The organism is Falsihalocynthiibacter sp. S25ZX9, from assembly GCF_041205405.1.
Lineage (GTDB): Bacteria > Pseudomonadota > Alphaproteobacteria > Rhodobacterales > Rhodobacteraceae > Falsihalocynthiibacter > Falsihalocynthiibacter arcticus.
Map to the genome: position 1 here is coordinate 1 of NZ_JBGFCD010000013.1, position 12,860 is coordinate 12,860.

At 50.6% G+C, this 12,860-nt stretch carries 15 protein-coding genes; 6 read left to right on the forward strand and 9 right to left on the reverse strand.

The annotated features are described in order from the left end of the window. Together AB9F29_RS14650 and parC are read right to left on the reverse strand one after the other, a co-directional pair. On the reverse strand, positions 1-119 hold a 119-nt coding region (locus AB9F29_RS14650), incomplete at its 3' end, for a GTP-binding protein (RefSeq protein ID WP_369756319.1). A gap of 183 nt (positions 120-302) precedes the next feature. Then, entirely contained in the window at positions 303-2,540 is a 2,238-nt protein-coding gene (gene parC / locus AB9F29_RS14655; RefSeq protein ID WP_335585418.1) for a DNA topoisomerase IV subunit A, read from the reverse strand. Positions 2,541-2,687: 147 nt separating this feature from the next. Here parC and AB9F29_RS14660 point away from each other — a divergent pair, with 147 nt between their 5' ends. The 5 genes from AB9F29_RS14660 (at position 2,688) to AB9F29_RS14680 (ending at position 6,205) form a co-directional block, all read left to right on the forward strand. Further along, on the forward strand, positions 2,688-3,515 hold the full coding sequence (locus AB9F29_RS14660) for an SDR family NAD(P)-dependent oxidoreductase (RefSeq protein ID WP_369756226.1): 828 nt from the start codon (positions 2,688-2,690) through the stop codon (positions 3,513-3,515). An 84-nt stretch (positions 3,516-3,599) separates the two neighbouring features. Next, a complete protein-coding gene (locus AB9F29_RS14665; protein ID WP_039000046.1) occupies positions 3,600-3,797 on the forward strand; it encodes a twin transmembrane helix small protein in 198 nt (65 codons plus the stop codon). An 8-nt stretch (positions 3,798-3,805) separates the two neighbouring features. Continuing rightward, positions 3,806-4,378 carry a cob(I)yrinic acid a,c-diamide adenosyltransferase gene (locus tag AB9F29_RS14670; RefSeq protein ID WP_335585416.1) on the forward strand — a complete coding sequence of 191 codons (573 nt, stop codon included), beginning with the start codon at positions 3,806-3,808 and terminating at the stop codon, positions 4,376-4,378. A 142-nt stretch (positions 4,379-4,520) separates the two neighbouring features. Further along, on the forward strand, positions 4,521-5,279 hold the full coding sequence (locus AB9F29_RS14675; protein WP_369756227.1) for an electron transfer flavoprotein subunit beta/FixA family protein: 759 nt from the start codon (positions 4,521-4,523) through the stop codon (positions 5,277-5,279). Beyond that, entirely contained in the window at positions 5,279-6,205 is a 927-nt protein-coding gene (locus AB9F29_RS14680) for an electron transfer flavoprotein subunit alpha/FixB family protein (RefSeq protein ID WP_369756228.1), read from the forward strand. Before AB9F29_RS14675 ends, AB9F29_RS14680 begins: the two co-directional genes overlap by 1 nt. Positions 6,206-6,269: 64 nt before the next feature. Here AB9F29_RS14680 and AB9F29_RS14685 read toward each other — a convergent pair whose 3' ends face one another. Beyond that, a complete protein-coding gene (locus tag AB9F29_RS14685) occupies positions 6,270-7,088 on the reverse strand; it encodes a DUF6473 family protein (protein WP_369756229.1) in 819 nt (272 codons plus the stop codon). Positions 7,089-7,276: 188 nt separating this feature from the next. Here AB9F29_RS14685 and AB9F29_RS14690 point away from each other — a divergent pair, with 188 nt between their 5' ends. Further along, complete coding sequence (locus AB9F29_RS14690) at positions 7,277-8,152, forward strand: 3-hydroxybutyryl-CoA dehydrogenase (protein WP_369756230.1); 876 nt, start codon at positions 7,277-7,279, stop codon at positions 8,150-8,152. Here the strand turns inward: AB9F29_RS14690 and AB9F29_RS14695 are convergent. From AB9F29_RS14695 to AB9F29_RS14720, 6 genes are read right to left on the reverse strand one after another with little or no spacing between them, the layout of a single operon-like run. Next, positions 8,149-8,421 (reverse strand): HPr family phosphocarrier protein, encoded by a 273-nt coding sequence (locus AB9F29_RS14695; RefSeq protein WP_335585412.1) that lies wholly within the window; start codon positions 8,419-8,421, stop codon positions 8,149-8,151. The two genes, AB9F29_RS14690 and AB9F29_RS14695, sit on opposite strands and share 4 nt — an antisense overlap. Before the next feature lie 6 nt (positions 8,422-8,427). After that, positions 8,428-8,823, reverse strand: coding sequence for a PTS sugar transporter subunit IIA (locus tag AB9F29_RS14700; RefSeq protein ID WP_039000054.1), 396 nt, complete (start codon positions 8,821-8,823; stop codon positions 8,428-8,430). Beyond that, on the reverse strand, positions 8,820-9,746 hold the full coding sequence (gene rapZ / locus AB9F29_RS14705) for an RNase adapter RapZ (RefSeq protein WP_369756231.1): 927 nt from the start codon (positions 9,744-9,746) through the stop codon (positions 8,820-8,822). Before rapZ ends, AB9F29_RS14700 begins: the two co-directional genes overlap by 4 nt. Next, complete coding sequence (locus AB9F29_RS14710; RefSeq protein ID WP_335585411.1) at positions 9,743-10,165, reverse strand: serine kinase; 423 nt, start codon at positions 10,163-10,165, stop codon at positions 9,743-9,745. The genes rapZ and AB9F29_RS14710 overlap by 4 nt, the downstream gene beginning before the upstream one ends. A 22-nt stretch (positions 10,166-10,187) precedes the next feature. Then, the gene (locus tag AB9F29_RS14715) at positions 10,188-11,867 is read right to left on the reverse strand and encodes a sensor N-terminal transmembrane domain-containing protein (protein ID WP_369756320.1); all 1,680 of its coding nucleotides are present in this window, start codon (positions 11,865-11,867) and stop codon (positions 10,188-10,190) included. Between the two features lie 38 nt (positions 11,868-11,905). Further along, the gene (locus tag AB9F29_RS14720) at positions 11,906-12,607 is read right to left on the reverse strand and encodes a response regulator transcription factor (protein ID WP_039000056.1); all 702 of its coding nucleotides are present in this window, start codon (positions 12,605-12,607) and stop codon (positions 11,906-11,908) included. Positions 12,608-12,860: the final 253 nt, after the last annotated feature.

The window sequence follows — 12,860 nt, forward strand, 5'->3', positions numbered from 1 at the left end:
AAGTTGTCCGAAAACTGCTTCGTAATCGCAGCTGTCAAAGTCGTCTTACCGTGGTCAACGTGGCCGATTGTACCAATGTTACAATGCGGTTTGTTACGTTGGAATTTTTCCTTACCCATGAAAGCCTCATCCTTAAACAAGGGGGCCGGAACCGACCCCACATTACATCGCGGGTGAAGTATGATTTTACGCAGGATAAATCAAGCGTTTCGTTTCATACTTTCCCCTTGATGCCTAAATGTGGCTTCAGCGCCGCTTATTCAAGGATAGTCTTGATCCCCTTGGAGTATTTGGCCGCAAGCTTAGGTAAATTTATTGTCGTGCGGGAAGCCACGCGGCGCCATCCGTCCGGTCGCGGCACGCTTGCCCAACCAATCTGCAAGCTCGGTCACGGTCCGCGTACGCCCCGCAGGATCATGCCACGTCAGGCCGTCCGCAATATTGAACGCGCGCGCATCGCTTAGGCCACCATCCTTGAATTTCTGGAGACGCACACCTTTACCGCGTCCCATTTCGGGCAGTTCATCCACAGCAAACACCAGCATTTTATGATTATCGCCAACGGTTGCAACGTGATCGCCGTTAATCGGCAGGCAAACAATGGCCGTCACATCGCCGCGCACATTGAGCACCTGTTTGCCGCTTCGAGTTTGCGCAATCACCTCATTTTCAGGCGCAACAAACCCATCGCCCGCCGAGGAGGCGATCAAAAGCTTGCGGTTCGGAACGTGGATAAACAGGTCGACAATTTCGCTTTCGTTGGCAAGGTCGACCATCAGACGGACCGGCTCACCCATGCCGCGCCCACCTGGTAGCGTACTCGCCCCCATGGTAAAGAAACGGCCATTGGCACCGAGCAAAAGCAGGCGATCAGTCGTTTCAGCATGGAAGGCAAAGCGGGGGCCGTCACCGTCTTTGAATTTCAACTCGCGTGTGAGATCAATATGACCCGACATCGCGCGGATCCATCCCATTTTGGAGCAGACAACGGTGATCGGTTCACGCTCAATCATGGCTTCGATCGGCACGTCTTCGACTTCAAGCGCCTCGGCGAATTGAGTACGACGTGCGCCGCCTTCAAAATTCTTGCCAAATTTCTTCTTGGTTTCCCGCAACTGTTCGGAAATTTTTGACCACTGGAGATCTTCGCTTCCCATCAATTCGACGAGACCCGCTCGTTCCAGAGTTAGGGCGTCATTCTCTTTTTTGAGTTCAAGTTCTTCCAGCTTTCGCAAGCTGCGCAAACGCATGTTCAAAATGGCTTCAGCCTGAACTTCAGTCAGTGCAAACTCTTGCATCATCACGGCGCGTGGATGATCCTCAAAACGAATGATTTCGATGATGCGATCAAGATTGAGAAACGCAATAATGTACCCTGCGAGCACCTCTAGGCGGTGATCGATTTGCTCCAACCGGTACTGGCTGCGCCGCATAAGCACATCACGACGGTGATCCAAAAACGCCCGCAGAACCTCTTTGAGGCTGCAAACCTTCGGCGTCAAACCATCGATCAGCACGTTCATATTCATGCTAAACCGCACCTCAAGATCGCTGTTGCGATACAGGGTGTTCATCAAAACTTCAGGTATTACATTCTTTGATTTCGGCTCTAGAACGATGCGCACATCTTCGGCGCTTTCGTCCCGCACATCCCCAAGAATCGGCACTTTCTTAAGCTGAATGACTTCAGCAAGTTTCTCGATCAATTTACTTTTCTGAACCTGATAGGGAATCTCTGTGACAACAATCTGCCACGTGCCGCGCCCTAAGTCCTCGACCTCATATTTACACCGCAAGCGAAACGAACCCCGCCCAGTTCTATACGCCTCGACGATGTTTTCGCGCGGCTCTACAATGATGCCGCCCGTCGGGAAATCTGGACCGGGCACAAAGTTCACCAAGGTCTCGTCCCGCGCATCGGGCGTTTTGATCAGATGCAAACACGCGTCGACCAATTCAACAACATTGTGGGGTGGAATGTTGGTGGCCATACCAACGGCAATCCCAGTTGACCCATTCGCCAACAGATTTGGGAAAGTCGCAGGAAGCACCGTTGGCTCCGTGAGGCGCCCGTCATAATTGTCTCGAAAATCAACAGAGTTTTCGTTCAATCCCTCAAGCATCGCTTCCGCGACAAACGTCATGCGCGCCTCGGTGTACCGACTGGCCGCTGGATTGTCGCCGTCGATATTGCCGAAATTCCCTTGGCCATCCACCAGTGGATAACGCACGTTGAAATCTTGCGCCAAACGGGCCATCGCGTCGTAAATCGCCATGTCACCGTGAGGGTGGAAATCCCCCATCGTGTCACCCGAAATTTTAGCCGACTTCAAATACCCCCCCGTCGAATTCAGACGCAGCCGATTCATCGCATAAAGAATGCGTCGGTGCACAGGCTTCAGCCCGTCACGCGCATCGGGTAACGCACGATGCATAATCGTCGAAAGCGCATAGGTCAGGTAGCGGTCTCCAATTGCGCGGCGCAACGGCTCAGCTATTTCCACAGGTTCGATGTCGGAGGGGTCGTTTTCTTTGCTCATAAAACGGTGATAACGCCGAGAATTGGTGCGCACAAGAACTAGGTCGCTTCCTGCAAAATTTTGCACCACGAACTGTGCGCGCAATTACACTTGTTTTTTCATGCCTCAAAGGTGATCACTCAGACACACATCGCGCGAAAGAAAAATATGCCCAGCAAATCCATCCTCATTACCGGCTGCTCTAGCGGCATCGGATATGACGCGGCCCACGGCCTCAAAAACCGAGGATGGCGTGTTTTTGCTACCTGTCACCAAGAAAAAGACTGCGAACGCCTTCGCGCCGAGGGGCTGGAAAGCTTCCCGCTAGATTATGCCGACGAGGCCAATATCGAGGCGGCGCTTGCCGAATGCCTTTCGCGCACCGGAGGCACGCTTGACGCCTTATATAACAACGGAGCCTTTGCTGTCCCTGGCGCAGTTGAAGACCTTCCCCGCGCCGCACTTCGGGAAATATTTGAGGTTAATCTCTTTGGGTATCATGATCTTACGTGCCAAGTTATCAAAATCATGCGCGCACAGGGGCACGGAAGAATTGTCAATTGCAGTTCAATACTTGGCTTTGCCCCCATGCGTTGGCGAGGCGCGTATAATGCCACGAAACACGCGATGGAGGGGCTTACCGATACACTGCGTTTAGAGATGCGGAGCACTCCGATCAAAATCATCTTGATTGAACCCGGTCCGATCACGTCGAAAATCCGGCAAAACTCTATTGCGCATTTTGAACGTCACATCGACATTGAAAACTCGCCACGCAAAGCTCAGTATGCACAACTTACAAAACGACTTTATGCAGATAAGAAACCAGATACGTTTGAGTTGCCTGCATCGGCAGTCACAAAAAAACTCATTCATGCCCTCGAAAGCCCGCGCCCCAAGCCTCGATACTATGTAACAACCCCGACTTATGTGATGGGCTTGCTGAAACGCGTTACATCGACACGAATGTTGGATAAGGTCTTAGCCAAGTTCTAGGGTGCGCAATAGTCGCACACCGCGATTTGACCTTGCAGCCCCTATAAATGCCCGTAAGTCTGGACAAAACCGAAAGGAAATTTCATGAACTCGGATCCGCTTTTTCTATTGGTCGTTGCGGCCATTTTGCTCGTCTTGGGCATACTTATCGTCGGCCTGGTTGGCTTTATGTCCGGCGGCGAGTTCAATCGCAAACACGCCAATCGTATCATGCGGTATCGTGTGGGGGCACAGCTTGGGGCCGTAATATTAATCGTCATTTACGTTCTTTTGCGGCGTTAGGGGGCGAAATGGTTGTTCTCAACAAAATCTACACCCGCACGGGTGACGCTGGTCAAACCGCACTGGGGAATGGCACTCGCGTCGATAAATACGATGCGCGCGTAAATGCATATGGAACGGTCGATGAAACCAATGCGACCGTCGGGCTTGCACGGCTCCACGCCGAAGGCGAAATGGACGTACAACTTGCACGGATTCAAAACGATCTATTCGATCTAGGGGCCGATCTTTGCCGCCCAGATTTGGAATCAGACGCAACGGCGGAATACCCCCCCCTTCGGATGAACAATGCGCAAGTCGACCGGCTTGAGGCCGAGATTGACGCCATGAATGCACATATTCCGCCATTGCGCAGCTTTGTTTTACCCGGAGGAACACCCCTCGCAGCACAACTTCACTTGTCGCGAACGGTATCCCGCCGCGCCGAACGCCTCACAGTTGAACTTGCGAGTCTCGAATCTGTAAACCCTGCGGCTGTGAAATATCTAAACCGTTTGTCAGACTGGTTTTTCGTGGCCTCACGTGCCGCAAATAAAAACGGAGCAAATGATGTGCTTTGGGTTCCTGGGGCAAACCGTTAGCGCCAACATCGAAAAAACGCCGCGTCCCAAGGGACAGACCGTCGATTTTGCTCTATTTTCTGTCGCCCCAAAAGGCTAGATAAAATCGAGAGCTTGTTAGGTTCGCATTTTTGCGATCATTAAAACTAAGGGAATACACACTATGAAGGTCCTAGTACCGGTCAAACGTGTGATCGACTATAACGTGAAAGTTCGTGTCAAAGCGGATGGCAGCGGCGTCGATCTCGCCAATGTAAAAATGTCTCTGAATCCATTTGACGAGATAGCCGTCGAAGAAGCTATCCGCTTGAAAGAGGCCGGAAAAGCTGACGAAGTTGTTGTTGTTTCCATTGGCGTGAAAGACGCACAAAAGGAACTCCGCACGGCACTTGCTATGGGCGCTGATCGGGCGATTTTAATCGTTGCAACTGACGAAGCAACAACAGACATCGAACCTCTCGCGGTTGCGAAACTTCTCAAGGCAGTGATTGCCGAAGAAGTCCCTGGACTCGTGATTGCGGGCAAGCAAGCCATCGATAACGACATGAACGCAACGGGCCAAATGCTCGCGGCACTCCTTGGCTGGTCACAAGCGACCTTCGCAAGCGAACTTTCCGTTGAAGGCGATAGCGCAATTGTTACCCGCGAAGTTGACGGTGGACTTCAAACCATCAAGGTAAAACTTCCAGCGATCGTCACCGCAGATCTCCGACTCAACGAACCACGCTATGCAACCCTTCCCAATATTATGAAGGCCAAGAAAAAACCTCTCGAAGAGAAAACCGCTGCTGACTATGGCGTCGACGTTTCTCCTCGTCTTCAGGTGATTTCAACCGCTGTTCCTTCTGAACGCAGTGCTGGGATCATGGTTGCCGATGTTGCCGAGCTTGTTGCGAAACTCAAAGATGCGGGGGCTGTGTAATGACCGTTTTAATTCTTGCTGAAATCAACGGCGCGGAACTCGCGCTTGACGCAACGGCCAAAGCAGTCTCTGCCGCCTCTTCCTTAGGGGACATCACATTGCTTTGTGCCTCGGCAGGTTGCGGTGATGCGGCCCAAGCCGCGGCCAAAATCGCGGGTGTTTCCAAGGTTCTTTGCGCTGATAACGCGGCTTATGGCCATGGTTTGGCTGAGCCGATCGCCGACCTCATTGTCAGCCTTGCAGGTAACTATACGCACATCCTTGCCCCAGCGACCGCCAATGCAAAGAATATTTTGCCACGCGTAGCCGCACTTTTGGATGTTATGGTGCTTTCCGATGTTACGGCGATTGTTGACGCCGATACGTTTGAGCGGCCAATCTATGCGGGCAATGCAATCCAAACGATCAAATCCACGGATTCTATCAAAGTTGCTACACTTCGTACCGCTACATTTGACGCGGCAGGAGAAGATGGCTCAGCGACTGTCGAAAGCATAACGGCGACAGCAGATCCAAAGCTATCCGAATGGGTTGAAGATAAAGTTGCCAAGAGCGACCGCCCTGAACTTACAAGCGCAGGCATCGTTGTTTCTGGTGGACGCGGCGTCGGATCAGAAGATGATTTTGCGCTCATCGAAAAGCTGGCAGATAAACTTGGCGGTGCCGTTGGCGCGTCTCGTGCTGCGGTTGACTCTGGCTATGCACCAAATGACTGGCAAGTTGGCCAAACCGGTAAAGTTGTTGCTCCGGACCTGTATATCGCAATCGGCATCTCTGGCGCGATCCAACATCTTGCAGGCATGAAAGACAGTAAAATCATTGTCGCAATCAACAAAGACGAGGAAGCGCCAATTTTTCAGGTCGCCGACTATGGACTTGTTGCGGATTTGTTTGAAGCGGTTCCAGCCCTCATCGACGCGCTATAAGCAACGATACACCTAACAGTTAAGGCTCGCCCCAGTGGCGAGCCTTTTTTGTTCTGCAGAGCAGCTAAAGCATGTCTCGAAGCGCGTTCGAAAGGGACTTAGCAATTTCTCGATGCGCCCTCATCCCCATCATTTCCTTTGCCATGGGTTCTTCCATTTCAGGATAGATCATACCAGCAACACCCTCAGATTTTGCCTGATCACTCAAATTAACTTCGACAACCTTTGTACAATAAGGCCGAATGGCTTCGATCATCTCCCGATCTACAAACAGCGGATCGTGACCAAGATCGCTTTTCCCTTCTGGGTTTGAATCATCAATCCAAAGCATCACGGTTTTACCTTCGATTTTTTCAAGCATAATCTGCATGCGCGCTTTCCAAGCTTCCTTGATCTCATCTTCCACCAATGCAAAGCGCTCTTCAGACAATTTTTTCAACGTGCTCAGCATATGCCGCGTGAAATGGAAGTCCGTAAAGTCGACCTCCCGAAACACCATTTTCAGCAATACTGAGGCCTTGAGAAAACGGTCGTTCCGGCGTGGATGCACCGCATAAAACCGATTGGACATGTTTTGAGCGCCCATAGCTTGAATGACGGTTACACGTGCCTTGGAACAGGCATCAAGGATAGCTGGTTCGTTTAAGAAGACATCCGCGCCAGCATTCACACACCCGAAATTGATCGAAGTTGTGCTAACATCATCCTCAACCAGTTCCGCAAACGGCTTTTCGATGAACTTACCGTAGGTTTCCGTTCCCCCGATGACGGCAATATAGTCACCATCCATCTTCTTACGCGGTCCACGGAACAACAGTTTTGACTTGCCGTATCGACAAGGTAAATAATCAAGAGCGCCTTCGCTCAGGTTCTCATAGGCCATAACCCACCTCACTAATTTTCGACTCACCCAAGACCAATTTGCGCGCGACCTCTTGCCAAATCCCTAACCTTAAAATTAGCGCTATCTTGAAACGTGAAACTCTTTACCGGAGGGACACGAAACGCCCCTTGCATAGACGCTGCGGCGCGACATATTCTTGGGCCGAATTCAAAAGAGAAGTTGAGCCAATGGAAATTAAAAAAATCGGTGTCATTGGCGCAGGCCAGATGGGAAACGGAATCGCACATGTTTTGGCCGTTGCTGGTTATGACGTTGTATTGAATGATATTTCTCAAGATCAGCTGGATGCGTCTTTCGCCCTAATCGAGTCAAACCTTGAAAGGCAAGTTGCCCGCGACAAGCTTTCAAGCGATGCACGTGACGCGGCACTAAGTCGGCTCCAAACAACGCTTGATATTGCACAAGTTGGGCAATCGGATCTCGTAATTGAAGCCGCTACGGAAAAAGAAGACGTAAAAGTTAAAATTTTTGCTAACCTTTTGCCACATCTTCAGCCGCATACAATCCTCACGTCCAACACGTCGTCGATTTCCATAACACGCCTCGCGAGTGGCACAGACCGTCCGGAAAAATTCATGGGTTTTCACTTCATGAATCCCGTTCCCATTATGCAATTGGTCGAACTTATTCGCGGGATTGCAACTGATGAGGAAACTTATCACGCGTGTTTGGCCGTTGTAGAAAAATTGGGAAAAACGGCCGCCTCAGCAGAAGATTTTCCTGGGTTCATCGTAAACCGTATCCTCATGCCGATGATCAACGAAGCCGTCTACACATTGTATGAGGGGGTCGGATCGGTGGCGTCCATCGACAGTTCTCTAAAACTAGGGGCAAATCATCCCATGGGTCCGCTGGAACTTGCTGACTTTATTGGTTTGGACACATGCTTGGCGATCATGAACGTACTCCACGATGGCCTCGCGGATACAAAATATCGCCCGTGTCCGCTCCTGACAAAATATGTCGAAGCTGGATGGCTTGGTCGAAAAACGGAACGTGGCTTTTATGACTATCGCGGAGAAACACCCGTTCCGACGCGCTAAAAATCTTCGCCGAATTTGTTAACAACTAGGGCTTGCAAGGCATCAGCAAGTTTTTCTGCCTCGTCGCCAGTTGTCGTGATTTCGATCTGTGTGCCCTTTGACGCTGCCAGCATGAGTAAGCCCATGATTGAGTCACCAGAGGCACTAAGTCCGTCTTTGCTGACTTCGGCTCGTGCGTCATGGCCTTCAACCACTTCCACGAGTTTGGCGGAAGCACGGGCATGCAGGCCCTTTTCATTGACGATATCCAACGTTCTCGTAATGCTCATGACGTCCTAACTTGTGGGATTTGCATCGAAGCTGTTAATGTATTTTCGACCCGCGTTCAGCGCGTTTTCGACCGCCTCTTGCACTGTGCAACTGCGTGATTTGGTAAGTTTGACGAGCATTGGAAGATTGGCACCGTAGATGATTTTCCGGTTCTTGGGGTTGCATGCTCGGAGAGAAAGATTGGAGGGAGACCCACCAAAAAGGTCCGTAACAACGACGACCCCGTCGCCAGTATCAACTGAATTTGCCGCATCGCAGATTTCACACTGCTTCTCTTCACGATCGTGATCGTCCTCAATTGAAATAGCACGCATACCGTCTTGCTTGCCGACAACATGTTCGACAGCAGAAAGGTATTCTTTGGCCAATCCGCCATGTGCGACGATCAAAATTCCGATCACGCCGTTTTCCCCAATTTTGTGCCGGACGAAGTGCGTGTGCGGCGTTCAATTTCTCTATGTCTAGTTGACACTTGCCAACCAGCCTTCGCAAGTACATTCGACACATTTTCAGCGACGGCGACCGATCTGTGCTGTCCGCCTGTACATCCGAAACCAATCGAAAAATGTGCTTTACCCTCTTCTATATAGGCAGGCAACAACATTTCTGAAAGGTCGCAAACTTTTGAAAAGAAGTCATCATAACGCTTGTCTTGCGCCACATAGTCGGCGACCGCTTTGTCTAGGCCATTCAGGGCGCGAAGGTCTTCTTGCCAATACGGATTTTGTAAAAACCGACAGTCGAAAACCATGTCAATGCCACGCGGCATACCTTGTTTATAGGAAAAGCTATGGACTGATACCGCCAGTTTTTGGCTTTTTTCTGCCGCGTACCATTGTTCCACTTCTGCTCGCAACTCATGCGGTGACATGTCCGAAGTATCAATAAGTATATCCGCACATGCGCGGATGGGAACAAGTAAGTCTTGCTCGCGCTGAATGCCAATTTCCGGAGTTTCAGATGGAGCCAAAGGATGCCTGCGCCGCGTTTCAGAGAAACGGCGCAACAGAACCTCGGTGCTACAATCTAAATAAAGGACTTCTATCGCCTGATCACCGGACAGTGAATAATTGTCTAAAAGCTCCAACAAGCCCTTCGTAGAAAAATCGCGGTTGCGCGCATCGATTCCGAGTGCCAGTGGGCGATCAGACACCCCATTTTCCAGCAATCGTGGCAGAAGAGAAATAGGTAGATTATCAATAGCTTCGTAACCCGCATCCTCGAGGGTGTTAATCGCGGTAGAGCGCCCAGCACCAGACGGGCCAGTCACGAGAACCAAGCGCTGCCTTAAAACTGGGTCATCTGTTAGGCGAGGTTGTGTCAATCTGATCTGCCGTATTTTAGAATCTGCATGAGTGCATCTGCGAAATGATCACCCTTAATGCAATGATACAAGGTGGCTTTTTGGCCAAGTAAGACGATTTCTCTCGCAGGAGGAAGCCGCGTTTCCTCCACTTTATCCATATCCACGAAAAGGGAAACTATTGCGCGGGGCTCAAACGGTGTGTAAATTATCCCAACACCTCGCACCTCCAATTTGCCCGAAATTTCTGGCACAGCCAAAGCAACAAGTACTCCGTCTTCGAGTGACAACTGCGTTTGATCGTCCGAAATAAGTGTCGCGCCAAGGGAGATCATCCTAAGCGCAAGGGTCGACTTACCACTGCCTGAACATCCGAAAATGACCGCGGCTTTACCATCGATAGCAACCGTGGACGCATGGTGGAGCTCATTCGTTTCCATTTAAAAGCTCACAATTGATGGCTCAAACAGGGAGCCCAACCACAAAACGCGCGCCCAAGGGGTCGGAGGTGATATCAGCATCTGTCGGGCGAATGTTTTCCGCCCAAATCACGCCGCCATGGGCTTCGACGATTTGCTTGGAAATTGCCAAGCCTAGACCGGAATTATTGCCGAATTGCCCAGCGGGGCGTTCAGAATAAAAGCGTTGAAAGATTTTGTATAATGCTTGGTCAGGAATCCCTGGGCCAGTGTCCTCAATTACTATAAGCACGCGATTTTCCCGTTTTCGCGCCCAAACTCGAATTGCGTCCCCGTCTTCGCAAAACGAGATCGCATTGGTAATGAGATTAACGAAAACTTGTGCCAAACGCGCCTCAAGACCGTGAATATGGATCGGATCAGCAGGCAAGTCGGAAATGAACTCAACCCCCTTGGATTTCGCATCGCCACCAAGGTAATCGTTGATGTTGCCAAGCATTTTCAACAGATCAAACTGTTCTTCTTCTTCTCGGACAAGCTCGCTGTCGAGCCGAGAAGCGTTTGAAATGTCACTGACAAGACGATCCAAGCGACGCACATCATGGTCGATAACATCGAGGAGTTTGTCCCGCTGATCTTCGCGTTTTGCGACACGTAAAGTACCGACGGCAGATCGAAGGGAAGCCAAAGGATTCTTGATCTCATGCGCGACATCAGCCGCAAATTGTTCGTTGCCCTCAATGCGATCATATAGGGCGGTCACCATCCCTCGAAGCGCACCGGAAAGACGCCCGATTTCATCTGGCCGAGCGGTTAGGTCAGGGATGCGCACACGGTTCGGACTCATTTTACGCGCATTTTTGTCGCGCCCAAGTTCGGCGGCCGCGGCCAAATCCGAAAGTGGATTGGCGATGGTTGAAGCAAGCACAAGACTTAACCCAACGGAGACGAGGATAGCGATTACAAACATTTGCAGCACCTGCTCCCGTTCACTTCGAACAAGAAAATCGATTTCGCCCTCAGCACTCGTCACGGCGACTGAACCCAAATTCTCCCCACCAACAAGGATCGGAGTTACCACGGTAAACACTGCACGACCTTGGGAATCCAATCCGGTGTTCACGTGGGTTGAGCCATCCGAAGTCTTCTGTACAAATTCGACGGGAGGCTCAACAGTTGAACCAAAACCATCGCTTGCGGGTTCCGAGGTAAATACTCCGGAAACACCTTCCCACATAGAATTCAAGAAGTCGGTAATAAGCGTACTACGAGTGTTCTGAACCAAACCGCTTACCGGTGGTATGCCCGAGCGCTCGATCCCAATCGTAGAGGCTACGAGCTTTCCTTCAGGATCGTAAACATATGCGTCGACGCCCGAAGGAAGCGACAGTTTTGCAAGATTTGCAAAAACAGATGCCTCATTGGGAAGGGTCTCTGCATCCCAAAAATGCGCTTCGAGTACGTCCGCGACCAGTTGTGTCTCAATGACAAGTCCCCGTTCGCGTTGCAACACAAGGCTGTCACGGAACGGATTGAGATACAAAACACCCGCCACCAAAATGACGAGGGCCAATAAATTGAACGTGATAATTTTGCGCGCAAGTGGCGAACGGTTGAGGGAAATAAACCCGCGTTGCTCGCGCCTTTTGCGCAGCTCGCTTTCCACGCCACTGCTCGGTCCATCCCAGTCTTCACCGAGAACAACATTCGCTTCTTTTTGCATTTTTGTATCGCGCACATTCTTACCCAAAGTTGGGGGCATCAATCTTCGTTGTATCTATAGCCGATACCATAAAGCGTCTCAATTGCCGAAAAATCATCATCTGCGGTCCGCATCTTTTTACGAAGCCGTTTGATGTGACTGTCGATCGTGCGGTCGTCGACGTAAACTTGATCGTCATAGGCGACATCCATCAACTGATCACGACTTTTCACAAAACCAGGACGTTGGGCCAAAGCTTGCAGTAACAAGAATTCGGTCACAGTTAGGGAAACATCATTCCCTTTCCAACGCACGGAATGCCGCAATGGGTCCATCCGTAAATCACCGCGTTCGATAACTTTGGTTTCTTCGGTTTCGGCAATCTCTACACCGTTCATTGCTTCTTGCCTACGCAGGAGAGCGCGAATGCGTTCAACCAGCAAACGTTGGGAAAACGGCTTCTTTACGTAGTCATCCGCCCCCATGCGCAGCCCAAGAACTTCATCAATCTCATCATCTTTGGATGTGAGAAAAATAACCGGCATTGCGGTTTTTTGGCGCAGACGTTGGAGCAAGTCCATTCCATCCATGCGCGGCATTTTAATATCCAAAACAGCCATATCCGGCAGACTCTTGTTAAAAGCGTCTAGTGCGGATTGACCGTCATTATATGTTTCTACTTCGAAACCCTCTGCCTCAAGGGTCATAGCTACTGACGTCAGGATGTTCCTGTCGTCGTCGACCAAAGCGATCTTCGACATGGAGGTCTTCCTTTATATAGTTTTTTTATGCTCAATTTTTTATCCACTCTGGGTGTTCCACTTTGACGAATCAACTCTTAACTGCGAATCACCCTACGTTCTTGAGTTAGAATGTGCCCCAAAAGGCATAAAACTTTGCAAACACGGCTGGATTTTTCAATCCAAGCGCCCCGTTAGCGCTAAACGGTAACGCTAAACCCAAAATGTTAGCGCAAACTGCGCGCCCCTGACCGCTTTTCAAACCGATCTTCCG